At 49.0% G+C, this 25,398-nt stretch carries 22 protein-coding genes and 2 tRNA genes; 5 read left to right on the plus strand and 19 right to left on the minus strand.

What is annotated here, in order from left to right:
- Positions 1-4 precede the first annotated feature (4 nt).
- The 10 genes from ACWHYD_RS17170 to ACWHYD_RS17215 all read right to left on the minus strand — a co-directional run bounded on the left by ACWHYD_RS17170 (position 5) and on the right by ACWHYD_RS17215 (position 10,766).
- On the minus strand, positions 5-544 hold the full coding sequence (locus tag ACWHYD_RS17170; protein ID WP_447963242.1) for a hypothetical protein: 540 nt from the start codon (positions 542-544) through the stop codon (positions 5-7).
- 186 nt (positions 545-730) lie between these two features.
- Positions 731-1,999 (minus strand): M16 family metallopeptidase, encoded by a 1,269-nt coding sequence (locus ACWHYD_RS17175; RefSeq protein WP_447963243.1) that lies wholly within the window; start codon positions 1,997-1,999, stop codon positions 731-733.
- 20 nt (positions 2,000-2,019) lie between these two features.
- On the minus strand, positions 2,020-4,125 hold the full coding sequence (gene pnp, locus ACWHYD_RS17180) for a polyribonucleotide nucleotidyltransferase (RefSeq protein ID WP_447963244.1): 2,106 nt from the start codon (positions 4,123-4,125) through the stop codon (positions 2,020-2,022).
- 126 nt (positions 4,126-4,251) lie between these two features.
- Complete coding sequence (rpsO, locus tag ACWHYD_RS17185) at positions 4,252-4,521, minus strand: 30S ribosomal protein S15 (protein WP_447963245.1); 270 nt, start codon at positions 4,519-4,521, stop codon at positions 4,252-4,254.
- Positions 4,522-4,621: 100 nt separating this feature from the next.
- Positions 4,622-5,611, minus strand: a complete 990-nt coding sequence (gene truB / locus ACWHYD_RS17190; protein ID WP_447963246.1) for a tRNA pseudouridine(55) synthase TruB — start codon at positions 5,609-5,611, stop codon at positions 4,622-4,624.
- Positions 5,611-6,030: a 30S ribosome-binding factor RbfA gene (gene rbfA, locus ACWHYD_RS17195; RefSeq protein WP_447963247.1), complete on the minus strand. Its 420-nt coding sequence runs from the start codon at positions 6,028-6,030 to the stop codon at positions 5,611-5,613. Before rbfA ends, truB begins: the two co-directional genes overlap by 1 nt.
- A 24-nt stretch (positions 6,031-6,054) precedes the next feature.
- Positions 6,055-6,342, minus strand: a complete 288-nt coding sequence (locus ACWHYD_RS17200; protein ID WP_447963248.1) for a DUF503 domain-containing protein — start codon at positions 6,340-6,342, stop codon at positions 6,055-6,057.
- A gap of 25 nt (positions 6,343-6,367) precedes the next feature.
- Positions 6,368-8,977 (minus strand): translation initiation factor IF-2, encoded by a 2,610-nt coding sequence (gene infB / locus ACWHYD_RS17205; protein WP_447963249.1) that lies wholly within the window; start codon positions 8,975-8,977, stop codon positions 6,368-6,370.
- Positions 8,978-9,005: 28 nt separating this feature from the next.
- Positions 9,006-10,211 carry a transcription termination factor NusA gene (gene nusA / locus ACWHYD_RS17210; protein WP_447963250.1) on the minus strand — a complete coding sequence of 402 codons (1,206 nt, stop codon included), beginning with the start codon at positions 10,209-10,211 and terminating at the stop codon, positions 9,006-9,008.
- 72 nt (positions 10,212-10,283) lie between these two features.
- Positions 10,284-10,766 (minus strand): hypothetical protein, encoded by a 483-nt coding sequence (locus ACWHYD_RS17215; protein WP_447963251.1) that lies wholly within the window; start codon positions 10,764-10,766, stop codon positions 10,284-10,286.
- A gap of 266 nt (positions 10,767-11,032) precedes the next feature.
- Between ACWHYD_RS17215 and ACWHYD_RS17220 the strand changes: the two genes are divergently transcribed.
- On the plus strand, positions 11,033-11,962 hold the full coding sequence (locus tag ACWHYD_RS17220; protein ID WP_447963252.1) for a P-loop NTPase: 930 nt from the start codon (positions 11,033-11,035) through the stop codon (positions 11,960-11,962).
- Between the two features lie 151 nt (positions 11,963-12,113).
- Here ACWHYD_RS17220 and ACWHYD_RS17225 read toward each other — a convergent pair whose 3' ends face one another.
- Positions 12,114-12,878: an SWIM zinc finger family protein gene (locus tag ACWHYD_RS17225; protein ID WP_447963253.1), complete on the minus strand. Its 765-nt coding sequence runs from the start codon at positions 12,876-12,878 to the stop codon at positions 12,114-12,116.
- A gap of 189 nt (positions 12,879-13,067) precedes the next feature.
- On the opposite strand from ACWHYD_RS17225, the gene ACWHYD_RS17230 reads away from it, so the two are divergent.
- The gene (locus ACWHYD_RS17230) at positions 13,068-14,636 is read left to right on the plus strand and encodes an HDOD domain-containing protein (protein WP_447963254.1); all 1,569 of its coding nucleotides are present in this window, start codon (positions 13,068-13,070) and stop codon (positions 14,634-14,636) included.
- Between the two features lie 185 nt (positions 14,637-14,821).
- Here the strand turns inward: ACWHYD_RS17230 and ACWHYD_RS17235 are convergent, their stop codons facing one another.
- From ACWHYD_RS17235 to ACWHYD_RS17245, 3 genes are all read right to left on the minus strand, one after another.
- Complete coding sequence (locus tag ACWHYD_RS17235; protein WP_447963255.1) at positions 14,822-15,526, minus strand: hypothetical protein; 705 nt, start codon at positions 15,524-15,526, stop codon at positions 14,822-14,824.
- A gap of 540 nt (positions 15,527-16,066) precedes the next feature.
- Positions 16,067-16,142 (minus strand) — tRNA-Lys (locus ACWHYD_RS17240).
- Between the two features lie 76 nt (positions 16,143-16,218).
- Positions 16,219-17,526, minus strand: a complete 1,308-nt coding sequence (locus ACWHYD_RS17245) for an adenylosuccinate synthase (RefSeq protein ID WP_447963256.1) — start codon at positions 17,524-17,526, stop codon at positions 16,219-16,221.
- Between the two features lie 185 nt (positions 17,527-17,711).
- Between ACWHYD_RS17245 and ACWHYD_RS17250 the strand changes: the two genes are divergently transcribed.
- Positions 17,712-17,787 (plus strand) — tRNA-Ala (locus ACWHYD_RS17250).
- Positions 17,788-17,872: 85 nt separating this feature from the next.
- Positions 17,873-19,735 carry an ABC-F family ATP-binding cassette domain-containing protein gene (locus tag ACWHYD_RS17255; RefSeq protein ID WP_447963257.1) on the plus strand — a complete coding sequence of 621 codons (1,863 nt, stop codon included), beginning with the start codon at positions 17,873-17,875 and terminating at the stop codon, positions 19,733-19,735.
- Positions 19,736-19,808: 73 nt separating this feature from the next.
- Here the strand turns inward: ACWHYD_RS17255 and ACWHYD_RS17260 are convergent, their stop codons facing one another.
- From ACWHYD_RS17260 to ACWHYD_RS17280, 5 genes are all read right to left on the minus strand, one after another.
- Positions 19,809-20,279 (minus strand): hypothetical protein, encoded by a 471-nt coding sequence (locus tag ACWHYD_RS17260; protein ID WP_447963258.1) that lies wholly within the window; start codon positions 20,277-20,279, stop codon positions 19,809-19,811.
- A gap of 277 nt (positions 20,280-20,556) precedes the next feature.
- Positions 20,557-20,988: a PIN domain-containing protein gene (locus ACWHYD_RS17265; RefSeq protein ID WP_447963259.1), complete on the minus strand. Its 432-nt coding sequence runs from the start codon at positions 20,986-20,988 to the stop codon at positions 20,557-20,559.
- Complete coding sequence (locus ACWHYD_RS17270; RefSeq protein ID WP_447963260.1) at positions 20,978-21,196, minus strand: hypothetical protein; 219 nt, start codon at positions 21,194-21,196, stop codon at positions 20,978-20,980. The genes ACWHYD_RS17265 and ACWHYD_RS17270 overlap by 11 nt, the downstream gene beginning before the upstream one ends.
- Before the next feature lie 540 nt (positions 21,197-21,736).
- Positions 21,737-22,276, minus strand: coding sequence for a hypothetical protein (locus ACWHYD_RS17275; RefSeq protein ID WP_447963261.1), 540 nt, complete (start codon positions 22,274-22,276; stop codon positions 21,737-21,739).
- A 528-nt stretch (positions 22,277-22,804) separates the two neighbouring features.
- A complete protein-coding gene (locus ACWHYD_RS17280; protein ID WP_447963262.1) occupies positions 22,805-24,139 on the minus strand; it encodes a replication-associated recombination protein A in 1,335 nt (444 codons plus the stop codon).
- A gap of 175 nt (positions 24,140-24,314) precedes the next feature.
- Here ACWHYD_RS17280 and ACWHYD_RS17285 point away from each other — a divergent pair, with 175 nt between their 5' ends.
- Complete coding sequence (locus ACWHYD_RS17285) at positions 24,315-25,109, plus strand: alpha/beta fold hydrolase (protein ID WP_447963263.1); 795 nt, start codon at positions 24,315-24,317, stop codon at positions 25,107-25,109.
- Positions 25,110-25,398: the final 289 nt, after the last annotated feature.

The raw sequence follows: 25,398 nt of genomic DNA on the forward strand, positions 1-25,398 counted from the left end.
AAGTTTATTCTGCCTCTAACAATTTAAATCCTGTAATCGTACGACCGCTTAATTGCACTTCCATGGCCACAAGCTCTTGAGCTGCCTTTGTGAGTTGGTCCATTAAGGCTTTATCCTTCACAGCCAACCGAACGGTAGTTTGGGGATTGTACCAACCGCCATAAGGATTGTTTTTTTCATTGCCTCCCGTATAACCCCATGCGCAGCAGATATACAATGGATCAGGAAGAGCCACGTTGCGATCATCAGTAGCCCGGCCTGGAGGATCGGCTGTTTCTTGTGGTCCAGATGCGTTCCAATACTGTATCCCGAATAAAATTTCTCCCTCAGGGTTGTCTGCCCATTGTGCATACATCCGGCCCTTCAAACTGGTGACTGCCTCCCCTTTAAAAGAAAGATCACCCTGGCTGGTGACATCATTTGGGTCGCCCTTCGACTTATCAGGACCTGGGCCAGCAGCATACCCAATGCTTGCTAATCCAAGACCCAACAGGCCCATGGCACAGAGAGCTACCAATTCATGACGTAGAGATGACTTCTTCATCTGCTCCCTCCTTACAGTGTTAGAATGACAAAAATTAAAAAACAACTTGACCTTTGTTTATCTGCTAATCGACTTTTCCCAGCTTCCATACCCCTAGTTCTTAAAGGGTAAATCAGAGTTTTAAAAGGGTCCCATGCTACCCATCCAGGGCATGGTTGTCAAGCGGAAAAAGATGCGACTTAGGACTCATCCCCACCTCGGAATTCCCCTTTTCGGGATAGGTCCCAATGCCGTAACCACAAATTGTTGTAGATCAAATAATTTCTGGCTTAAATGGCGAATTTGATCAGGGGTTATCCGATCAATGGCCTTGACCATTTCCTGAAGGGTGACATGACGCCCTTGATACATTTCGTCTTTTGCCAATTTATTCATCCGCCCGTAGGTTCCTTCCAATCCCAACATCAAACCGCCCTTTAATTGGGTTTTGGTTCGCTCCAATTCCTTACTGACCACGTCCCGACGGCATAACTTCTTGGTTTCCTGACAAATTCGGTCAATGACGGCTGTAACTTCATTCGGGCGAGTGGCGGCATAAACGGTAAGCGTCCCGCCATCTAAAAAGCCTGAAAGATGAGAATATATGGTATAGGCCAACCCACGTTTTTCACGGATTTCTTGAAATAATCGCGAACTGACTCCTCCGCCAAGAATTGTGCTTAGGACATGACCGGCATATCGATCCGGATGTCCTATCGGCAACCCCTTAAATCCGACACAGACATGAACCTGCTCCAGTGGTTTCACGTGAAGACTTTGCCGTTCCTGCGGCTGATCAGGCCATGGCGTTTCCTGGATGGTTGAGGGATGCTTGTCGAACTTGCTCCTCTTCCATTGGCCAAAATATTTATTAACGGTATCAATGATTTCTGGAAAGGAAAAGTTACCGGCCACGGCAACGATCGTGTGTTCCGGGCGGTAATGCTGTTGTCGATACTTCATGAGCAATCGGCGATCGAGTCGCTTCATCACCGCAGGCTCTCCCAAGATCGGACGCCCCAACGGATGGGAGCCAAAGATATCCTTGGCATGCAATTCATGAATATAGTCCTCGGGATCATCCTGAACGGTACGGATCTCCTCAAGGACGATTTGTTTTTCCTTTGCAATGTCTTTGGCAGAAAACCTTGAATGGTGAAACAAATCCGCGATGAGATCAAATGCCAGCCCCATTTGCTGATCCAACACCTTCACGTAAAAAGCCGTGGCCTCATGGGTGGTAAAGGCATTCATTTCACCACCCAAGGCATCAATCTCATTGGAAATCTGAGAGGCAGTCCGTTTCGGCGTGCCCTTGAACATCATATGTTCAATGAAATGAGAGAGGCCACCTTCCCCTTTCCCTTCGTCACGACTTCCAACCGTGGCCCACACTCCTAGGGCAACGGATTTCAATGACGACATCCGCTCCAGGACAACACGGACTCCGTTATCCAATATGACTTTTTTATACACGCTTGGTTACTCGGACCGGCTTATGAGGTGAGCTGATCCTTGTCCGTCTGTTCGGCCATGGCATCTTTTCGACTAAGACGGATCTTCCCTTGGCGATCAATCTCCAGGACTTTCACAAGAATCTGTTCGCCTTCAGAAATTTCGTCCGTGACCGATGCCACACGGTGAGGAGCCAATTGCGAAATGTGCACAAGCCCATCCATACCAGGAAGAATTTCCACAAAGGCGCCAAAATCTACAATTTTTCGCACCGTCCCAAGGTAAATTTTCCCAATCTCCGCTTCTTCAACAATCCGCTGCACCATATCCATCGCCTTTTGCGCCGACTCCCCGTCAACCGCAGCAATCGTGACCACTCCAGAGTCATCCACATTCACCTTCACTCCACAGTCTGCAATAATGCTACGAATCATTTTGCCCCCAGGCCCAATGACATCCCTGATTTTATCTTGCTTGATCTGGATCGTGGTGATACGGGGTGCATAGGCCGCCAGCTCGGTACGAGGTACCGTCAGGCATTCATCCATTTTCCCAAGGATGTGCAATCGCCCTTCACGAGCCTGCGCCAACGCCTGCCGCATCAGGTCGGGAGTAATTCCGGCAATCTTAATATCCATCTGCAGGGCTGTGACTCCATCTCGCGTTCCTGCCACTTTGAAATCCATATCGCCCAGATGATCTTCCATACCCAAAATATCTGAAAGAATCGCAACGCCACCCTGTTCCAAAATTAACCCCATCGCAATTCCTGCCACCGGCGTCTTAATGGGTACTCCCGCATCCATCATGGCTAATGCCCCACCACAAATCGTGGCCATGGAAGAGGACCCGTTTGATTCTAGAATATCCGAGACAAGCCGAATGGTATAGGGGAATTCTTCTTTGGAAGGAAGGACGGCCTCTAAGGCCCGTTGGGCCAGCTTGCCATGCCCGACTTCCCGCCGTCCCGGCCCTCGAAGCATTTTTGCCTCACCCACGCTGAAAGGCGGGAAATTATAATGCAACATAAATGAGCGGAAATACTCGCCTTCCAAGGCATCAATCCGTTGCTCATCATCTGAAGTGCCCAAGGTCACCACCGCTAAAGCCTGTGTTTCCCCCCTGGTAAATAACGCCGAACCGTGCGTGCGAGGAAGAATCCCTGCCTCAGAGGATATCGGACGAATATCGGATAGACCCCGGCCATCAGCTCTTTTCTTTGTTTCCAGGATAATTCTCCGGACTTCGGAATATTCCAAGTTAGCAAAGACTTTTTTCACCTTGGCTTTTCGATCGGCATCGTCTCCGGCAACTGCCTCAATGGCTTCTTGGAGAATTTGCGCGAATCGATCTTGTCGATCCGCTTTGGCCGCGATATACATCGCTTCACCAATGGGAGCGGCTGCGATTTTTCGCACGGCTTGTTCAATTTCAGGGTCAATGGCTTCGACCTGCAACACCCGTTTGACTTTCCCCGCCTTTGCCCGTAATTCTTCAATTTTGGCGACGATATTCTTGATTTCACGATGAGCCAGTTCGATCGCGTCAATCATCGTGTCTTCCGAAAGGCCATCCGCACCAGCCTCGACCATCATCACGGCGTCCTTGGTTCCAGCCACGACGAGGTTTAACTCACTTTCCTCCTGTGCCTTCTTATCGGGATTCACCACGAATTGGCCCTTCACTCGTCCAATTCTCACTCCTGCCAGAGGCTCGGAGGCTGGAATGTCTGAAATGGCCATTGCTGCCGACGCGGCAACAATACCAATGACGTCCGAAGACATGGTCTGATCAATAGAGAGCACGGACACAATGATCTGGGTTTCAAAAAAGTAACCTTCCGGCATCAATGGCCGAATCGGCCGGTCTATGAGTCGGCTGGTTAACACCTCTTTTTCACTGGGTGCCCCTTCCCGTTTGAAAAATCCTCCTGGTATTTTCCCGGCTGAGTAGGCTTTTTCTTGATAGTTTACCGTCAGAGGCAAGAAATCGGCGTCAGGCTTCGAGGTCTTTGAGGCTACCGCAGTAGCTAACACCACCGTATCAGCATAGGTCGCCAATACGGCACCATCCGCCTGCTTGGCCATTCGACCGGTTTCCAAACGAAGCGGGCGACCACCAACTTCCATTTCAACGACATGAATCATGTTTCAACCTTTCTGATCCTTGAGTGGATATATTGATATGGAGTGTGAGGCTTCGCTTCGCATTGAGAACCGGGCATCTATCACCCATCTCATTGATTCTGCTCACCCTAAAACCTGCATTCTGTCTTATTTCCGTATACCAAGTGCAGCGATCACGGCTTGGTATTTGCCCTCGTCTCGACGCCGCAAATAATCCAATAACTTTCTTCGCTTGCTTACCATTCGCAAAAGGCCCCTTCGGGAATGATGGTCCTTTTTGTGTGTCTTGAAATGTTCAGTCAGACTCGTAATTCTATTGGTTAACACGGAAATCTGCACTTCAGACGAACCCGTGTCCTTGTCGTGAATCCGATGCGATTCTATGGCCGCCGTTTTTGCTTCTTTCGTTAAGCCCATAACTCCTCCTCCAGTTCCTCAGGGTTACATGAGTTCAGTAAGAAAACCTTTCTACGGATGTCGTCTTATCCCCACTTAATCGAACCTAAATTTTCATAAACTAGGAAAACACCGTTTCAATCGCTAATACGGGACCTCCCTTGCCTGTCTGAAAAACCGGGCCTCTCCCTAATGCCAGCAATTGCCCATCTTTCTGTTTCACCCTCACCATATTTCCCTCCTTGGGTGAGACTCCTGATTCCACAAACGTGTGAACCACACGATCCCAGGAAATCGCATTCCCATGGAGCACCTTTCGAGCATCATCGCTATCGACCTCAACAGCGTGAAACCCCTCTAAGGCCTGATCTAAACTCAAAAATGCCCCATCCAGATGAGAAAATTCAAGTCCCCCAAGCAAGGATTCTACCTCAAGGGCCTGATCAACATGAATAGGTCCGACCCGTCGACGCTGAAGCCATTTCAAATGTCCACCCACCTGCAATACGTTTCCAATATCATCGCAGAGAGTTCGAACATAGGTTCCCTTAGAACAGACCACTCGAAACGCGACCTCAGGAATATTCAGTCTTTGAATTTCTAAATCATGAATCACCACGGTTTTAGCGGGTCGGTCAACGGTCTCACCTTTCCTGGCTTTTTTATACAAGGGTTGCCCCCCGATTTTCACAGCCGAGTACATTGGTGGCACTTGCTGGATAGACCCTTGAAACGTCGCAAAGGCTGACCGGATACGATCCTCTGTCAAAGATTCTATGGGGAATTCCTCTAAGACCGTACCCCAAGCATCTTGTGTGTCTGTCCGTTGGCCCAATTGAAGCACGGCGCCATACTCTTTTTCCCATCCCAACAAATACTGGGCAATTTTGGTTCCCTTTCCAATTAAAACCGGCAGGACTCCCGTCGCATGGGGATCCAAGGTGCCCGCATGCCCGACTTTTGGAATACCCAAACCCGACCTGAGGCGTTGCACCACATCATGCGATGTCCATCCATCAGGCTTATTCACATTCAGAACGCCATGTAAGGCCATTCCCTGGGGTGCCTTCAAGCCTTTAGACTGGTCGATGCACGAAGCCATTGGTGCCATTACCCGTCTATACTTTCGCTCTTGTCATGGAGAAAGGAGGAAGCCTCAGCTTTACCGGCTTCATCAGATTCCTCATGAAGAGAATCCAGCAACTTTTCAATTCTGTTCCCATACTCAGCACTCGTATCACGATAAAAAACCAATTCCGGTGTATAACGCAGATTTAAGCGCCGGCCCAATTCTGTGCGAACAAACCCCACAGCGCTTTTAAGACCCGGCCCTGTAACCTGGTCAAAATGGGCTTGATCCAAAGCGGTCACATATATCCGTGCGATTTTAAGATCCGCCGTCATCTTCACACCTGTCACGGTCACAAATTGGATACGTGGATCTTTAGTTTTTCTGGAAAGAATCTCTGCCACTTCCATCCGGATCTGATCGGCAACTCTCGTCGCCCGACTGCTATTTGTTTTTGCCATGACGTGAAAAATTTATATGAGAGCTTACAAGACTTCAATTTGAGATCGTAAAAGCTCGATGGAGGGATTAGATCGTATAAAGTTGAGGACCTGGTCTAAGACTTGATTGACCCTTCCCGTGTCATTCGCTACACACGCTACTCCCAAAATGGCTTTTTGCCAAATGTCTTGTTCCTCAATTTCTGCAACGGAAATATTAAACCGATTTCGCAATCGGGTAATCAAGCTTGAGAGAACCTGACGCTTACCTTTCAGGGATTGGACATCAGGGATATGGAGTTCGAGCGTGCACAACCCCACGATCATCCCCATTCAGGATCCCCTTATCCATTCTGGATTATAATTTTGTGGCCTCCTCTTCCAAGACGTAGGCCTCTAACACATCGCCGATTTTTAAATCATTGAAATTCTCAACTCCAATTCCGCATTCATAGCCTTGCTGAACTTCCCGTGCATCATCCTTGAACCGCCGTAACGATCCAATTTTTCCTTCATAGACCATCACCTGGTCACGAACAACTCTTACCTTGGTGTTTGAACGGGATATCGACCCATCATTCACGTAACAACCGGCAATGGTACCCATTTTCGGAACAGAGAATAGCTGCCGAACCTCCGCATGCCCCATCACCCGTTCCCTGATCGTTGGAGCCAGAAGACCTTCTGCAGCCGAACGAATATCATCAAGAATATTATAGATGATGGTGTACAACCGAATTTCCACACCCTCACGTTCAGCAATAGCAGCCGCCTTTGAATCCGGACGAACATGAAATCCAATGATAATCGCTTTTGAAGCAGCCGCTAACAACACATCGGTTTCGTTGATGCCTCCCACTCCACTATGAATGAGCTTAAGCTTTACCGCGTCGGTAGAAATCTTCAGAAGTGCATCGCCCAATGCCCCCACGGATCCTTGCACATCCGCCTTGATCAGTAGCGGCAACTCCTTGATCTCCCCATCTTTTGATTCTGCATAAAGCTCTTCGAGAGTTCTTCTGGACGTCGATGATAGGCCGACATCTTTTTGCTTTTGGTGCCGGGCCTGGGCAATTTCCCTCGCAGCCCGTTCATCCTTCACCACGACCAGTTGATCACCGGCCTCAGGAACCCCCAATAAGCCAATGACTTCTACCGGTATCGATGGCCCGGCTTCCTTCAGACGCTCACCTTTATCCGATGTTAACCCTCTCACCCGGCCGCTCACTGACCCGACAACAAACGATTCTCCGATTCGTAAGGTTCCGGCCTGAATCAACACCGTGGCAACCGGTCCACGCCCCTTATCCAACTTCGCTTCTAATACGACCCCTCGAGCGGAACAGGTGGAATCGCCTTTCAATTCCATAATTTCTGCCTGAAGTAACAACATGTCAAGCAATTGGTCTAACCCCTGGTTTTGCTTTGCTGATACTTCAACAAAAATTGTTTGACCTCCCCATGCTTCAGGTTGCAGGCCGTGTTCGGCTAAACTTTGCTTGACCCGATCCGGATTAGCCCCCGGCTTATCCATTTTATTCACGGCCACGATAATCGGCACATTGGCCGCTTGCGCATGATTAATGGCTTCAATTGTCTGAGGCATCGGCCCATCGTCTGCGGCCACGACCAAGACCACAATATCAGTGACCTGAGCCCCACGGGACCGCATCGCCGTAAAGGCCTCATGGCCTGGGGTATCTAAGAACGTCACGCCTCGTTCACCGGCTTTCACGAAGGACGCACCAATGTGCTGAGTAATCCCTCCCGCTTCCCGGTCGGTCACCTGGGTCTTCCGAATCGCATCCAACAAGGAGGTTTTCCCATGGTCGACATGTCCCATAACCGTCACCACAGGCGCTCGAGGCTCTAGATTTCCTTGTTCTCCACCATCAATCACCTCTTCCAGGAGGGCTTCCCCTCCCTTCGCAGCCACGGCTTCCACTGCGAGGCCATAACCTTCCGCAATGAGCACTCCAGCTTCTAAATCCATGGGTTGATTAAGTGTTTTTGCAATATTTAAATCCAACAATTTCCGAATTATTTCCGTGGGTTTTTGACCGATCACTTCGGCAAAATCTTTCACGGATATCCCAGCAGTGACCTTCATAACTTTTTTCCTGGGTTTTGTAACTTCGCCCACCGAAGGTTGTTGAACCTGACGGGTACGTTCCTCACGTCGCAAAGTTGGCAACGGTCGAAGATCTTGCCAGACCGCGGCATCTTCAAAGCGTGCGGCAAAAACATCTTCATCTTTTACACGCGCAACTTTTTTAATTTTTTTGCCTTTTTCTTCTACCGGAACCTCTCGAGATGGAACGGCACTCTTTTTGTCGGGTTTCCCTTCGCTTTTTCTCTCTTTTTCACTGGTTTTATCAGAGGGAGAAATTGGGCCGCTTTCAACCCCAGGAACAGGTGGAATCCCTACACCACCAGGAAGCTCTGCCGACTCAGCGGGCAATAAGGCGTGGGCATCTTGAGGAGGCTCCACAGCCAATTCGCCTGGAGTCTGAGTTAAAACGGGAGCCGTATCCAAGGGAGCCTCTGACTCACCATGGATGACCAGTGGCTCTTCTGCCTCAGCTTCCCCGACCGGAGACGATTCCCTCATCTCTTCCAGGATTTCTTCTTCTGTTTTTTTCTTTTTAATCAGGATGTGTTTTTTTTCGGATTTTTTGGGACTTTCGGCCACTGCTTCGGACCGAGCCCTCCCGGAAGTCGACGAATCTTTTTTCAGTAGGCGCCCCCCCTCAGAGCTTTTCACACCGGCATGCCCTGAAACAGACGATTCCCCTGGCTTCGGGGTTGTTTCAGGAGTTTTACCAAGGATAATATTCATCGCCCATTTGGCCATATTGTCATCCACTGTATTGCTATGGGAACTAACCTGAATGCCAAGTCGCACTAATTCAGGAATAAGCAAACGGCTTTCCATCCCAATTTTTTTGGCTATCTCATGAACTCTCATGCACGTCCTTTACTGTGAAGCCGTATCCTTACGATCCCGAACTCTGCCCAGACTCTGTTGGTACCACCGCGGGATTATCCATGTTCTCATCTTGTGAGGCTACTTCAGGCTCCTTGGCATTTCCCGCCGGCTCTTCTGTAATCTGTGAAGCCTCTTCAGCCAAGGCAGCCTTAATTTCCAAGTCGCGTTCAAGCTTTTGTTTTTCGTATTCGGTGGAGCTAATGATATCAATTTTCCAACCTGTCAATTTTGCTGCTAGGCGCACGTTTTGCCCGTTCTTCCCAATTGCCAAAGAGAGCTGAGAATCAGCCACCACTACCAACGCCGATTTCTTTTGTTCGTCAATCCCGACTTTTTCAATGGAAGCAGGGTTCAAGGCTTCCCCGATAAACACGCGTGGATCATTTGTCCAGGGGATAATATCTATTTTCTCACCATGCAGCTCCCGAACAATGGCCTGGACACGTGAACCTTTGACGCCCACACACGCGCCAACCGGATCAACCGCCTTATCCCGTGACGCCACTGAAATTTTCGTCCGGTCGCCCGGCTCACGCACCACGCCTTTAATTTCAACAATTTTCTCAGATATCTCAGGCACCTCCAAACCAAACAATTTTACCACGAATTGAGGATGCGCCCGGGAGAGGATCACTTGCACGTCCTTGGGGGTTCGTCGAACTTCTAGCAACAACGCCCGCACTCGATCACCCCGGCGGTGAGCTTCACGCGGGATTTGCTCCTGAATCGGGAGAAGGGCCTCTGTTTTTCCAATGTCCACCAGATAATTTCGCCGTTCCTGGCCCAAAATGACCCCATGAACTAATTCCCCTTCTTTTTTGGAATATTCCCGTTCAATCGACTCCCATTCAGCCTCTCGAACTTTTTGACAAATGACCTGTTTCGCAGCCTGTGCGGCTATTCGCCCAAATTCTTCCAACTCAATGAGTGAGCCGATTTCGTCTCCCATTTCAGCTTCATCATCAATTTTCCTGGCATCTTCCAATGAAATCTCTGTTTTGGAATCCAGCACGTTCTCCGCAATCGTCTTTTTCTTTACAATAGAAATTTCGCCGGTTTCCGTATCAATATCGACTTGAATATTTTCACCATGCCCAAATCGTTTTTTTGCGGCCGTGAGAAGCGCGGATTCTAAGGCCAAAATGACTTTTGCCTTATCAATCCCTTTCTCCCGACCGATTTGATCAATGACCAACATGAGTTCACTTTTCATTTGTATTCCTCGCAAGGCACGATGAGCGGTTCAAACGGACTTGGGCGATTGGTGCGCGCTTCCAATAAAACGTTAAAACGAAACCTCTAATCTCGCTTTGGCAATATCATCCCACGCCACGACTACTTCTTGGGGATTCTTGGTTTGGTCATCCATTAAATGAATCCCCATATCGGTGACGGTTATCAATTGCCCCAAAACAACTGATTGTTTTTTGATCGAGCTTTTCAGAGTGACTCGAAGTCGTTCGCCCACTACTCGTTCATAATCTTTTGGATCTCGGAGCGGTCGATCTAGCCCAGGCGAAGAAACTTCAAACCGATACGCGGCCTGCTCTGGGTGAAGAACCTCCCAGGTTCGACGCAGGGACTGATGGAATTGTTCACAATCTTCAATTCCAACTCCCCCCTTTTTATCAATTGTCAGGCGAACCAAAAGGTTGGCGGGTCTCCCGGTGCACTGAACCTCAAAGATATCCACTCCTAGAGCTCGAGCGATCGGTTCGCCCACTTGACGAATAACTTGCTCAAGATTGTCAGCCGTGAAGGCCACCACAAATCCTCGCTACAGCGGCCACAAGCCAAGACCAAAAAAAAGTGGGCTCACGCCCACTCTACTCGCAATCAACCTAGCATTTTCCATTTTTAAAGGCAAGAGCTCACCAGATTCATCGCGACGTCCCGGTATGTCAAAATCTCTCAAAAGGCCATCCATACGAGCATTCCTTCACCATGGGCATAAGAAGGACCCTGTGATAGGCTATTTTCTGAGTAAGGTGATACTTACTTCCTGGTGATATCAACGAGAGAGGAGTTCAACCGATGCCTTGCATAGTTTCTGTGGCTTCCGGTAAGGGCGGAGTTGGGAAAAGCATGGTCGTCAGCAATCTTGGACTCCTCCTTGCCAAAAAAGGACTTCGCGTCACGCTGGTCGACATGGACATTGGTGGGGCTAACCTCCACATCTTGTTTGGAATGTTCCATCCTCCATCCACCCTCTCAGATTTTTTGACAAACACGCTCAAAAACTTAAATGAGACCGCCCACCCTATTCCCGGCCCCTCCTCCCTGAAGCTCATTCCTGGAACGGGGGAAACCCTCATTACCGCGAATTTGCAACATGCCAAAAAAAAACGCCTCATCCGGCACTTACACAAACTTGAGGCAGACATCATTCTCGTTGACGTCGGCGCGGGGACCAGTTACCACGCACTGGATTTTTTTCTCCTCGCAGACTTTTTCCTGGCCGTAGCAACCCCTGACCCAACCTCGGTTTTAGATCTGTATCGATTCATTAAACTTGCTGCCATTCGAAAGGTTCTTACGGCCTTTTCAGCCCGCGACCCAGTGGCAGAAAGCCTTTTGGACAAAGACTTTCATAGCATCGCAGCAGTACTGGAAGCCGTTGGAAAAACGAGCGAATCAGGTGTGGCGACTGCTCAAGAGGCTCTAAAACGGTTTCAACCGGGCCTCATCTTAAATAGAATGACACCCAAATCTAGGATCAATACCCTGCATTTACAACACCTTCTTAAGCAATACGTCGGAACCGATCTGTCAATCTTAGGCAAGATTCCAGAGGATAATCAGGTTCAGCAATCCATCCTGAAATATCTTCCTGTTGTAGAACTGGCCCCCTCTTCTCCAGCAACCAACGCGCTGAAACAAATTGCCGACAATGTAGTTGAAATGGTGGAACAAACACCTGAATCAATTGATCGGATGGAAGAGCCCAGAAAGATTCGAGCATGAAAGATTAACGGACTTCATTGCCTTAGCTTTTCGTAAAAAATCCGACGGCTCTCATCTCACATAAAAAGATTCAAAAAAGGGGTTTCCATTTCACTGAGCCATGACCCGCCCTGAAAGGCAAATTACACGTCAAGCCTACTGCACGCCTTGCCTAGCTGGATGTCTCAGAGATCTCCGCCAATGAGTCTTGCAATTGTTTGACTTTTTTCTCTAACACTCTGCAATGCTGTTGTGCCACCTCGGATTCTCTTTTCAACGCTTCCAGCTCCTTTGTGAGGCTATCAATCATGCCTTGGGCTGATTGCAGGCTCCTTAAGGCATCAATCCGATCTTCCTCGCCTTCCATGCATTGTGAATTGAGGCGTTCAAACATACCCACCCATTCTCGAGCAACACCTCCCAAGGAACCAGGCACTGGGGGCAAGGTGGCCTCCTTACCCAGAAGCCCTGCGGCTTTCTGAACCCAATCAATAAACAAAATCGCTTCCCAAAAATTCAAATCACCCGCACCCTCGGATTCATCAGTATAGGGTCCTGCTGGCCGTATCCGCGGATCGGAAGGAGGAGGAGCCTGGTCCTTGGGATCTTCCTTCGGTCCCGGCTTAAGAGATGATCCGTTATGGAATTGATGCAGTAATACCGCGACACAATGACGACAAAAAGGTTGCTCGTTCGATGGACAGGAACATCTGGTCGACAAAGTCCCCGCACGTAATTTTATGATTTGCGTATACACGCCATAGACGCCATTAACCTCAGCCGTGATTTGGGTCTGGTCCGCATCAAGGATCTTGACTCGTTGGGCAGAAAAATATTGATGGCCTTCTTCGAAGACCGTTCCCCCAACCACCGATTGAAGCATATCCGCATCTAATTGGCTCAGCTCTTGAGCGGAGCAGGAAATTCTATTTCTCATGCAGATACCATCCAATTCAAAAGAAAGGAGACCGACCTCACGCCTCCGAGAGTGAAGAGGGTTTAATATTTCGGAAAATATAACCGAGAATCAACCTTTAGAGCCAACTACCCAGCTTAATTTCCTTGATCTAAAACCACCTGGCCCAGGAATCACCGCCTGGCACTCAACCCTGGCGGAGATGCTATCATGAATCTCGCTACCTCTACCGGGCACACAACACCGGCTTCCTTTCTGGAGAGTCTGCTCGCCGAAGCCCCGGAAACCCTGCCTATCCTCCGGGAAAGTTGCATCCAAGTTCTCAATCTTACGCAGGATAAACGCTCGAGTGCCAGCGACATTGGAGAAATTATCATGCGCGATCAAGCCATGATGGCCAATGTCATCAAAATCGCAAATAGCCCTGTCTATCATACCCGCACACCAGTCAAAACCCCAACCTATGCGGTGGCCCTTATTGGATTTGACGTCATTCGCGCCATGGTGGTCTCTGCCCAATTAATTGAACAGGCCGACACCTTCGGAGCCAACACCGTCAACCTGAAACACCTCCTGGCGCGGGCTCTCGTCGCCGGAACTCAGGCCCAGGAACTGGGAAAAGCCATCAATTACGGGGAGGCGGGCTCGTTATTTACCAATGCCATGCTCTACTCACTGGGAGACCTCATCCTCACCCTTTGTCGACCGGACGTAGGCGAACAACTAGAAGCCATTCGCCGGGAAGATCCAGCCAAGGTCTCCAAAGCCGAACTGACTCTTTTGGGACGACCGCTGCATGTCATCGCTGCCGCTATGGCCAAGCATTGGAATCTGCCGGAGAGTTTGGTTCAACTATTGGAGAAAAAGCCTGTCTGGCCTAAATCCCGTCCAGAAGCAGATCAACGGATCATGGAAAGTATCGTCCGAGCCGCGAATGAACTGAGTTATTGCCTCCTGAACCCATTGGCTGCCACGCAGGGAGAGGTACTCCAAAGCCTGATTGAACAGTTTTTGCCCCCATTCGGCCTCTCCATGATCCAATTGGAACACACCGTGTCCCAAGCTTTTAGTCAAGCATCAGAAATTGCTTCGGCCATCAACATCGATCGACAGCATTTTCTTCCCGCATCTGATGCCGATGGCACAATTCTTCACAACCAACACCTACATCGGCTCACCCAAACAATTCATCAGGTTCTACACTCAGAAGGGATTCTTTCCGAAGAAACCATACAACCAGCTCAGGAAGCCTCATCTTCCCTCCCTCCATCTCCGGCATCCGATAGGCCATTGCTCGATTTCACCATTCAGGCCATGAAAATATCGGAACCCTCCTCGCTGCTTACCTTTGTCACCAGAACGCTCTATGCATCATATGGATTCGAACGGGTCTGGCTCGCATTGGTAGTACCAGGAAAAGATACGCTCCAGGCCAAAATCGGCTATGGTCCACATGCAGAAACCATCCAGCACACGTTTCATTGCCCTCTTTCCCATGGAACCTTCTGGGACCGATTGCTCCATAGGTTTCACCCTATTCAATATTCTTCATTGGTCAAAGAAGGGGAATCCGGAGGAATGCCGACTGCCTTTTTGAAATACTGGGGTGACCCACCCGGATTCGCCGGAACCTTGTATGCGCCAAACAGGCCTATCGGGGTCATCCTGGTGGATCGAGGTTCTACGGGGCATCCATTGACCGACACGGATTTCGCAACCTTCGCCATGGTGTTGTCCCAAACCAACGCCAACCTGGCTCGATTAACGCAACATCACTAAGTACGAGACATCTCACCCTGAAGTTCTGCTGTTCATAGCTCCTCACCGTCAGTATTACGTGACCCGCAATGGAAAATCATAGAATTATATCTACACCATTCTCCCCTGAACTGATGGGAGCCAGAAAAGCTGTTTATGTGCGGAGAAAGTGAGAAGATCAGAACCAAAGATCGAGGTGGAATGGCTTACGACGGAGAACGAATTTGTTTTAGATGAGGCAGACGGTAGAGGGCATACAGAAGCATGGCGATGGCGATCAACATTTCTTTGTGTTCATTCAGACCCCACAAAAATTCTTCATAAAAACGATCTCGGTAGCCCAGCGGCGTTAGCCAGAAGTAGAAACCCTTGAGTTCCCGATAGAGGGTGGCAAACACAATGGCGAAAATCACCGGCCCTTCCGGGATGGCCGGTTTTAAATTTGCCGGCAACCGAAGAGGCAGTTGAAATTTCCAGACAAGCGGTAAAAGAATAAATACCACGAACAGAAATATGGCTGCCACTGTGTGAGCTGGAAACCGGCTGCTATGGAGGTCTGTTGATCCACCAAAACGTGTACTCCACCAGAGGGGGGTATCCCACCCAAAATAGATCTGTCCCCAACCAATTTCTTCTCCGGCAAAAAGAATCGTGGCGGCGGAAACTGCTCCAATCACACCGGCCGCCGGCCAGTTTCCGTTTTTCCAGAATTTCCAGCTAGACCACAGCAACAAGCTCCCGCCCATCATTGCGGACCAAAATGTCACAATCTCCACTGCGCCTTGTTCACGTTGAACTTCTTCCAGGATGTGGGTCAAATAAAATTCTGGGGCCATTAGATAGCACATAAAAAGCCCAAGAACAGTGACAATGGGCGTGGCATACCCAATACTATATAAGACTTTTGTCATGGTATTTCATCTCATGGATCCTGGCATACAACAAAATAAACATGTGAAGGGAGCGATCCCCCAAGAATAGGTAACCGGCAGGAAGACTTGAAAATGATCAGATCTTCACCACCTCCTCTAAGTGCTGGAAAATTGAGAATGTTACGCCTTATAGCTTCAGTCGTGTAAGGTAAAAAAGTGGCCTCACATACGCCATATGAAAGGCCGTGTCTTCTCCTCCGACAAATCTCTCACTTTTCCCTATGCCCAAATCGAGCACAAATGGTATTCGCTTACCAATTGTATGTATGAAACTTAGGAAGTGAGCTTATTCGTCTCAAAATATTATTCAGTCCAGGGGGGTAGAAAAGCTAACCAAGAGGAGAAAGCCAAAATTCTTTGAGATGAGCCCAACAGGAGGTCATCCAAACGCAACCCCGCGAAGGATTCCTTCCCAGATCTAACACCCTCTGGGTAAAAACTATGAAGGGAAGCGTGAAAACAAACCCTGTTTCTTTCACAGGAAGGAAATAAACAAGAGGGACAACCTCTTGATATTTATGGTGAGCCGCGTGCGGCTCGAACGCACGACCCTCGCCTTAAAAGGGCGATGCTCTACCAACTGAGCTAGCGGCTCACCGGGTCGCGATGCTAACAATGGATTCCGGTGTTGTCAAACTTACTGTAGAGAAAAATACAAAGGAGCATTTAAACTATGAGCCCTTGCGTGATCGAACCAAGGGATTTCTCACAATAATTGTATCTTCACGCTTGGAACCAGTCGAAATCATATCTATTCGACATCCGGTTAATTCCTCAATTCTAGCCAAGTACCGTTTAGCCGCAGGCGGAAGACCTCGATGGGTCTTCAATCCAGATGTTTCCGTTGTCCAGCCCTTCCATCGTTCATACACCGGTTCACAGCCAGCCAATACTTCCAAATCACCTGGCATTTCCTTGTGGAGCTTTCCCTGATATCGATATCCCGTACAAATTTTCAATTCTTTGCAGCCATCCAGCACATCCAACTTCGTGATCGCCAATGAGGTGAGTCCGTTGATTCGAACGGCATATCGCAATAACACCATATCCAACCAGCCACACCGGCGGGCCCGACCCGTGGTCGATCCGTATTCATTTCCACGCTGCATGAGTTGCTGACCCATTTCATCCGTCAATTCTGTCGGAAACGGACCGCCACCGACTCTGGTGGTATAGGCCTTCGTCACACCCAGGACTCCTTTAATCGTCGTGGGGCCGACCCCACTTCCAGTACAGGCACCACCCGAGCAGGAGCTCGAAGATGTCACATAGGGATAGGTCCCAAAATCGACATCTAAATGGGTCCCTTGCGCCCCTTCAAACAAGACCCGTTTCTCCCGCTCAAAGGCTCGATCCAGGACCAATGCCACATCCGTAATATGGGGACGAAGCCGCTCACCGTAGGCCTGATAATCTTTGAAAATTTTCTCAACAGTGAACCCATCCACATTGTAAATGCGCTCTAAGAACGCATTGATTTCCACCAGGTTTTCCTTAATCTTTTGTTGCAACACATCGGGATTTAACAAATCTCCCATGCGAATGCCGACTCGCGCCATTTTATCGACATACGCCGGCCCAATGCCTCGGCCCGTCGTCCCGATTCGCCTGGCCCCTTTCGCCTGTTCTGCCGCCTTATCGATAGCTTTATGGTACGGCATGATGACATGGGCACGATTACTAATTAGAAATCGTTTTCCAACCGGAATCCCCTTAGCGATCAAACGATCCAACTCCTCGATCAACCCGGCCGGATCAATGGCGACCCCATTCCCCAACGCGCACACCTTCCCTCGATACAGAATACCCGAAGGAATCAAATGAAATATAAAGGTGCCTTTATTGGTAATGACCGTATGGCCGGCATTGGAACCTCCCTGATAGCGGACAATGACATCCGCATCCTTGGCCAGAAGATCCACAATTTTTCCTTTTCCTTCATCTCCCCATTGGGAGCCGACAACAACCAACGCGGCCATAGTTTCCTCCACACACACAGGACAGGAGCACGGGACAAAAAAAAACTCGGCCAGCGGGTCAGCCAGAGCTTCAAGGGTGAATCGTAGGTCTCACCGCATAATTTGTCAACGAGGAAGCCAGGTCTTTCTTTCATCTGTGTTTTCTTGACCGAACCTGAGTCGCGTGATAGCATCATTTTCGGTGTGGGGCTGTAGCGCAGTTGGGAGCGCGCGTGAATGGCATTCACGAGGTCGCCGGTTCAATCCCGGCCAGCTCCACCAATTTCATCCCTCCTTTCCGTCTTTTTGACCATGACAAAGGGGTTTTGACTCAGTTTTCATCTCACATATTGGATGGTGCTTCCGCATGTTGCATATCGAACAAATTTCCAAGAGCCACCCCACAAAGCCCCTATTTATTAAGGCTTCGGCACACCTCAAACCCAACACCCGTGTGGGACTGGTGGGTCCGAATGGGTCAGGAAAAACCTCACTGATGCGCATGATCCTCACTGAGGAGGAATTCGAAAGCGGAAAAATCCGGCAACGTCCTTTTCTTCGCCTTGGTTATCTGCCACAGGAACTGGAGTCCTTGCCGGGAAACACCATTCTCGATGCCACACATCGGAACCAATTCCCCGATCACGAAGCCAAGCGGATTCTTGCCGGCTTAGGATTTCAGGAGTCGGATTGGGAACGAAAAATTGATACCCTCTCCGGTGGCTATCGCATGCGGGTGGCCCTTGCCCACTTATTGCTGTCAGCTCCCGACGTCCTCATGCTGGACGAGCCGACCAACCACCTCGATAAACCAACACAGCGTTGGCTGGAATCATTCCTACTCACTTCGAATTTCACGCTGTTGATCATCAGCCATGATACGGGTTTTTTAGACAACATGGTCACCCATATCTGGGAAGTCCGAAATCATACTCTGCAGGAATACCGCGGCAATTATACGCGCTTCCAAAAGCTCCGGGCAGAACGGGACGCCCAGGAAGAGGCGGCCGCCAATCGACAATCTAAAGAAATTTCACGCGTCCAAAACTTCGTCGACCGGTTCCGGTACCAGGCCAACAAAGCCAGCCAGGTACAATCCCGCATCAAACAACTTGAAAAAGTGAAACGCATTGAATTGCAGCGGGACACGAAACGGTTGCGATTTAAATTCCCGGATCCCCCGGCTAGTGGAAAAGACGTGTTCGAGCTACGGGGTATCGGGAAACGCTATGACGAGAAGATCATTTATGATGGCTTGGATTTTTCGGTTGAGCGAGGACAACGTGTGGCCTTAGTCGGAGAAAACGGGGCTGGAAAATCTACGCTCCTCAAAATCCTGGCTGGAGTTTTAGAATTCGACAAAGGGTCCAGAACCTTGGGGCACGGAGTCACTCTCCACTACTTTGCCCAGCACCAGGCCGAGATTCTGAAATCAGAACATTCCATATTGGATTCACTGGAAGAAGCCGCGCCCATGACTGAGCGAAACTTCTTACGGGGTTTAGCCGGCGCATTTTTATTCTCAGGAGATGATCAGAAAAAACCCATCAAAGCCTTGAGCGGCGGGGAACGCAACCGGGTCGCCTTAGCCCGTATGCTCGTCGAACCGGCCAATACCTTGCTCTTAGATGAGCCGACCAACCATTTGGACCCCACATCCGTGGATATGCTGACGGACGCCCTGCTGCAATTTCCGGGGACCATGGTGTTTATCTCGCATGACCCCACATTCCTCATGCGTGTGGCTACACGCGTCGTAGAAATAGACGATGGACAAGCCCGCGATTACATTGGCGACTATGAATATTACTGCTGGAAACGGGCAAAAGAACTTGAAGACCAGGTTCCGCCGGAAGCCACAGACGACAAGAAAAAATCAAAGAAAAAAGAAAAACCTCAAAAGGAAAAACCCACGACCGAGCATTCCACCAATGGGACAGCCAGAACAACCGTCGCACCTCCTGACGGTCCGTCTCGACGAGACCTCTCAAAAAGCATCGCCCGTTTGGAAAAACAAGTCACTACCGTGGAAAAAGACATTGCCCAGCTCGAAGAACAAATCAAAGCCCGGGATGTGGAACTCGCTGACCCGGCCACCTACCAAGACTACTCCCGATGGAATTCCCTCCACCACGAACGCGAACAATGGGGCCATGACCTCGATCGTCTCACCCACAAATGGGGCGACCTCAGCGCCCAACTCGAAAAACAACAATCCCAAATTTCGTAATTTCGCCATATCTTTTTGGCCTAGAACAAAGGCTTATGAATAAGATCGACCCTGCTCACTTTTTTGGGTAACTCTATATTCCATGCCTGGAAAACCATTGGTTATATTTTCCGATTAGTTTAATAAAGTAGTCTCTTGAATCCTTTCCGTCGATTAAGAAATACTTTTGATCTAACCGGTCCCCTGCTTTCCCAATTCCAGCACGATGTCCGATTTCTTGAGATGTATTAGATGCCCTTCCAGTAGGTGTCGTGATGAAATGCTTACCTTTGTTGCATAGCCCCTGGATAACTTTAAATTCATTAAGGTGATAAATTTCTTCAAAAAACTTTTCTCCATCGGTCAAAGACAACTTTGATTGCTTTTTATATTCGATACCTTTCCAATCCCCCTCAGCAATCCATTCCCTAAGATGCGTAAGTCCCAATGCCAGGAAAAGGAAATCTTTTTCCGTGGGAGTTTTTATATATTCCAAATACACTTCATGAATTATTTGGAATAGATCTGCAGGCTTGTTTAGATCGAACAGATTAAGATCTGTCATGGTTTCTCCTAAGACGGGTTTTATTAACAAGGTTGCAACCTCAGGGACAAATCAACAAGTTCAACTACTGGGCCGAAATCCGACTGCCTTCTACATATGAATAGTTTTTCTGCTGAATCCTTGAGCCATAAATAGACCATTTCTCTTTAAATTTCACGGCGATTTTGGGGAATGACTATCAGCTCTAGCTCTTGTCCAATATTGAAAACGGATTCCTGTTCGTACGACAAGAAGGCTACACTCGCAAAAACAGAAAAGAACACATGGCGGAGAAAATTTACGAAGATGAGAGGAAGGGATTGAGGATTTGGAGGCCACGAATTTGTTGCCCATGTTGTAAATCTTCTGAATACAAGGCTTCACACCCCGCCTGCAGTGCCCCACCAATAATCAGGGCATCATAAAACGAATACTGCGTATCCTGCTGAAGAACGAGGGCTTGCCGGTATAAATCGATACTCGGAAAAACTGAACAGAGCGGACTCAACACATCCTGCAGATATTGCTGAGCATCGGACAGCTTAAGCGGAACCGTAAATTTGGTCGTCGCGACATTCAAAAATTCTTGCACCACTTGGGTACTCACTACTCCCTCATGTGTTCGCAAGGCTTGCTCGACTAATTCTTGCGCACGTTCCTTCTTTTTGGGGGCCCTCACATCAAATGTATACACCACAATATTGGTGTCCAAGAAAAATTTAGCGCTCATTCAATTCCTGACGAGAAAAAGGCCTGCCAGGACGAGCATAGGTAAGCCGCTTCATTAGATCCTGATAATTTCCGTCTCCAGGCCCTTGTCCTGCAAACGCCCCCAACCACTGACGAAACGCATCGTTCAACGTCATGCCGGCTTTTCGAGCCTGCTCCCTAGCCTTCTGAATAAGAGTAGGATCCGCACTAAACGTAATATTTTTCATAATTTCCCTCTCCTTTTTAACACTTTAATAGTGTACACTGCTTTCGTGTGTCAGGCAAGAATGAGGGTTAGTATACAACTGGATAGGCAAGAACCAGATCCATGAATTAAGGATTCCTGTCCCGGCCACCTACCAAGACGACTCCCGATGGAATTCCCTCAACCACGAACGCGAACAATGGGGCTATGACCTCGATCGTCTCACCCACAAATGGGGCGACCTCAGAGCCCAACTCGAAAAACAACAATCCCAAATTTCGTAATTCTCAACATTCCAGGTTTCTCTATAAGAAAAGCCAAAAAGCAAACCACTCCCCGCGAACTAAAGCCCTGAGGCTTCAGGCTCTTAGCATGCTCTAGTCCATCATGGAAACTCTTATCGAAACGATACGGATGTCCCATTCCACATCAAAGGATATTTAGAAGAATTTCATAGGAGGCATGTAACACTATGGGATATTCGGTGACCTTTTGCCTTGGCCTGCCAGTGTGAAGGTCCAGAAGCATATAAACTGCCGCCAGGAGAAGCTATGGCTACATATCAAAAAAGCGTTTTTCCAAATTCAATAAGGCTGTTTTTCCAGGGCTCATCAAATGGTTGCAGGCTATCGAGCACTTCTTCAAATTTTCCGAACCGCATTGAAACGTCTTGCGCGGCGAGGAAAATCCTTTCCACGGTCCTTTCTTCCGAAATAGGCTGACCCTCAAATTGGGCTTCTTCAATGGACCGCCCATGGAATATGTGGTTTCGGAGGTCATTGATTTTCCAAATGGTTTTCTTTTCTTCCGGAAAGCGCTCATCAAAAAAAGTCTCTAAAAGCAAAAATTTCTTTGAAAAGCGCATACCAACGATCTTTTCCCAAATCGCCTCTTCGGCTTTTAATTGATCCTCACCTTCGGCAAGAGTCGGAACGTTTTGGGTCAGCCATCGATAGAGAAATCCATTGAGTTTTTGTTCAATTAGAAGGTGAGCCATGAGGCAGACAACAATAGTTTCTACTTGGTGGTCGGTTAAACCGGGGTAGAGTATTGTGCGAAGCTTCTTGGCCACACTTCCCGTTGGAACCCCCCAGTTTTCCATAAAAACCTTTCGTAAATGATATTTGAAATGACGAAATCCAGTGATAGTTTTGAGCCAAGAGCTGAACCCATATAACAGAATACGGAATTGGGTTACATTTTTCAGACTACCTAGGCTGTTTCCTAGGGCCAAATTCTTTCCTTATTAACCCCTTACAAAACCCCTATGTTTTTGGGTATGTCCAAAAATGTAAAAGTTCTCTAGGGGAAGTGTTGCATCTTTGAGGTTTTTTGTCATTTCATTTTTGAATCCCTTTCAACTTGTTCCTTCTTCGTTTCCGCCGTCTCTCCTGGCCTTGTGGTGTGGCCAAGCAGTGCAGGCGACTCCGGGAAAAAGGCGCGCACTGTTTGAGCCCTTCGAGAAGACTCAGGCCAAGCTCCGCGAGTTTGCGCGCCGCCGGGGTCGGCGAACCGCGAAGGGAACCCGAAGGGCCACACCACGGCCACCATGGTTTTGGGTCCTTTTGCCGAAACAAAAGGACCTCGGCTTTCGGGCCGAAACCCGGCACTTTAATTCTGAACCCTATTATTAATAGGGAGCGGTGATATCTCCTTCGTCATCAGCAGAAGGAGAAGAAGAATTCTTTGGATAATATTGTCGGTTCTCTAATTCTTTAGGAAGATGTGTTTGGTCTTTGGCCCCCTTAGGATCGTCATGGGCATAGCGATAGTCTTTCCCATAATCCAAATCCTTCATCAACGAAGTCACGGCATTGCGAAGATGAAGCGGGACGGGAAGATTACCTCTTTCCTTGGCATCTTTCCTCGCCGCCAAAAGCCCTGCATAGGATGCATTACTTTTGGGAGCAGTGGCTAAATAGGTCACCCCATGGGCCAAGTTGATTTGTGCTTCAGGTAAACCGATGACCTCAACCGCATGAAAAACAGCCGAGGCGATCAGCAAACCCTGCGGGTCAGCCATCCCGATATCTTCCGAGGCAAAAATCATCATACGCCGGGCAATGAACTTGGGATCTTCCCCGCCTTCCAACATCCGCGCCAGCCAATACAACGCCCCATCTGGGTCGGAGTCCCGCATGCTTTTAATAAAGGCCGAAATCAGATTGTAATGTTCTTCCCCATCCCGATCGTACCGTAGAGCCTTCTGCTTCAGGGATTGCTCCACTTGCCGTTGATCGATGGTGGTACTTTTCCCTGGCTTCGCATATTGACCAACGACAAATTCCAGCCCCGTTAACATTGAACGCGCATCGCCATTGCCATATCCAATCAACAGGTGCTGAGCGTCGGGAGTAAGGGTGACGCGTGAAGACCCGAGGCCCCGGCTTGTATCTGAAAGGGCACGATTCAAGATAAGTCTCAACGCCTCTTCGTTTAAGGATTGAAGCACCACCACCATGGACCGCGACAACAACGGGGCAATCACCTCAAAAGAGGGATTCTGCGTGGTGGCTCCAATGAGTATGATATCTCCCCGTTCAACATAGGGGAGGAAGGCATCCTGTTGCGCTTTATTGAATCGATGAATTTCATCCACAAAAAGAAGTGTTCGCTGCCCTGACACCTTTCGGCGTTGTTGGGCCGTTTTCAGCAATCCCCGCAACTCTGGGACCCCGCTGAGCACCGCTGAAAATGGCACGAATGTCGCCTGGGTTTTTTGGGCGATTAAACTCGCTAACGTCGTCTTCCCCGTCCCAGGCGGCCCCCACAGAATAAGAGAGGGCACACGATCATGTTCAATGGCTACACGCAGCGGCTGATTTTCGGCCAGCACATCTTCCTGCCCCACAAACTCCTCAAAATCCTTCGGCCGCATCCTCTCCGCTAATGGAGCATGACGGTTATCGGAAGGCTCCTGAACAGGAAAAAGATCTTTCTGGGACTGTGACTCAAATAATTCCATGAAAATTCACTGACCCCCAAGGCCTTTCTAGGAAACGTTTTCGTAATTACCTCTTTATTCTGAGTATGCTATAACCACGGGTCATGCACCCGCAAATGAAACCGGTTTATTGCACTTTTGTTGAATCTCTCGGGAAGAATCGATGTGGCTACATTGGAAGAAAAAGGAGGGAACGGTGAAGGCTGTCATTGATGGAGTCACAGTCGGTTATTCCGATCAAGGGGACGGCACGCCTCTCGTCTTCATCCATGCCTTTCCACTTTCAAAAACCATGTGGCAACCTCAGGTCGATGGGTTGAAGGACACCTATCGGGTAATCACCATCGACCTTGGAGGACATGGAGAATCCGACATCGTGTTATGGAATGATACGTTGGACCATTATGCCAAGGGTGTCATCCACCTGCTCGATCATCTCGGGATTACTCAAGCAGTCTTTGTGGGCTTGTCGATGGGCGGGTATATCCTCTTTTCAATCTATCGACATTATGGGAATCGGGTGCATGCAATGGTCTTAGCCGATACGAGAGCCCAAGCCGATAGTGAGGAAGGGAAAGCCGGACGTCGTTCAATGGCTGAAGTGGCTTTTAGCGAAGGAGCATCGGCCATTGCCAACCTCATGCTTCCTAAACTTCTGGCCCCTTCCACCATTGAGCATCACTCTGAAATTGTGGAGCGGGTTCGACAGATGATGCTTCAAACATCAATAGCAGGAATCGTCGTCGATTTGGTGGCTATGGCCGCCAGACCTGATTCAACGGATCTTTTATCTACTATCACCTGCCCCACTTTGGTCATTGTGGGCGAACGTGATGTCGCCACCCCGGTCGCAGAGTCTCACTACATGGCGGAGCGGATAACCGGTTCAACCCTGGTCACCATCCCTGAAGCCGGCCACCTCTCCAACTTCGAACAACCTGCCGCGTTCAATGAAGCCCTTCGGGGCTTTCTCACGACACACCGGTTATAAGTATTGCCGAAACGCCAAACAGGAGAAAAAATATCCGATCCAGGTTAGTTGGGTGAGGACTAAAGAAAGAGAGAAAAGACAGGGCTCACAGGAAGGAAAACTAGGGACTCTCAAAGAGAGGTCACATGAAAATGCTCTCTATGTGGAAAACTCACATGTAAGATTCATTCATATCCTATCTCATCTTAAGATGGGACTCTTGCACCTGTCATTCCCCCGGACCATCAAACACAGCACCAGAAAGAAAAAACAAGGATGAGACCGGCGCCTCCTGCGCGACATGCCCTTC

The organism is Nitrospira sp. Ecomares 2.1 (genome assembly GCF_965152585.1).

Excerpts from the sequence above, each read along its gene's own strand:
- ACWHYD_RS17245 (WP_447963256.1), bottom strand. The coding sequence starts at position 17,526 with ATGGCCGCGTTGGTTGTTGTCGGCTCCCAATGGGGAGATGAAGGAAAA.
- infB (WP_447963249.1), bottom strand. The coding sequence starts at position 8,977 with ATGAGAGTTCATGAGATAGCCAAAAAAATTGGGATGGAAAGCCGTTTG.
- pnp (WP_447963244.1), bottom strand. The coding sequence starts at position 4,125 with ATGATTCATGTCGTTGAAATGGAAGTTGGTGGTCGCCCGCTTCGTTTG.
- ACWHYD_RS17275 (WP_447963261.1), bottom strand. The coding sequence starts at position 22,276 with ATGGAAAACTGGGGGGTTCCAACGGGAAGTGTGGCCAAGAAGCTTCGC.
- ACWHYD_RS17230 (WP_447963254.1), top strand. The coding sequence starts at position 13,068 with ATGAATCTCGCTACCTCTACCGGGCACACAACACCGGCTTCCTTTCTG.
- ACWHYD_RS17255 (WP_447963257.1), top strand. The coding sequence starts at position 17,873 with ATGTTGCATATCGAACAAATTTCCAAGAGCCACCCCACAAAGCCCCTA.
- ACWHYD_RS17235 (WP_447963255.1), bottom strand. The coding sequence starts at position 15,526 with ATGACAAAAGTCTTATATAGTATTGGGTATGCCACGCCCATTGTCACT.
- ACWHYD_RS17265 (WP_447963259.1), bottom strand. The coding sequence starts at position 20,988 with ATGAGCGCTAAATTTTTCTTGGACACCAATATTGTGGTGTATACATTT.
- ACWHYD_RS17270 (WP_447963260.1), bottom strand. The coding sequence starts at position 21,196 with ATGAAAAATATTACGTTTAGTGCGGATCCTACTCTTATTCAGAAGGCT.
- ACWHYD_RS17220 (WP_447963252.1), top strand. The coding sequence starts at position 11,033 with ATGCCTTGCATAGTTTCTGTGGCTTCCGGTAAGGGCGGAGTTGGGAAA.
- nusA (WP_447963250.1), bottom strand. The coding sequence starts at position 10,211 with ATGAAAAGTGAACTCATGTTGGTCATTGATCAAATCGGTCGGGAGAAA.
- ACWHYD_RS17170 (WP_447963242.1), bottom strand. The coding sequence starts at position 544 with ATGAAGAAGTCATCTCTACGTCATGAATTGGTAGCTCTCTGTGCCATG.
- rbfA (WP_447963247.1), bottom strand. The coding sequence starts at position 6,030 with ATGGCAAAAACAAATAGCAGTCGGGCGACGAGAGTTGCCGATCAGATC.
- ACWHYD_RS17200 (WP_447963248.1), bottom strand. The coding sequence starts at position 6,342 with ATGGGGATGATCGTGGGGTTGTGCACGCTCGAACTCCATATCCCTGAT.
- ACWHYD_RS17260 (WP_447963258.1), bottom strand. The coding sequence starts at position 20,279 with ATGACAGATCTTAATCTGTTCGATCTAAACAAGCCTGCAGATCTATTC.
- rpsO (WP_447963245.1), bottom strand. The coding sequence starts at position 4,521 with ATGGGCTTAACGAAAGAAGCAAAAACGGCGGCCATAGAATCGCATCGG.
- ACWHYD_RS17280 (WP_447963262.1), bottom strand. The coding sequence starts at position 24,139 with ATGGAATTATTTGAGTCACAGTCCCAGAAAGATCTTTTTCCTGTTCAG.
- truB (WP_447963246.1), bottom strand. The coding sequence starts at position 5,611 with ATGGCACCAATGGCTTCGTGCATCGACCAGTCTAAAGGCTTGAAGGCA.
- ACWHYD_RS17225 (WP_447963253.1), bottom strand. The coding sequence starts at position 12,878 with ATGAGAAATAGAATTTCCTGCTCCGCTCAAGAGCTGAGCCAATTAGAT.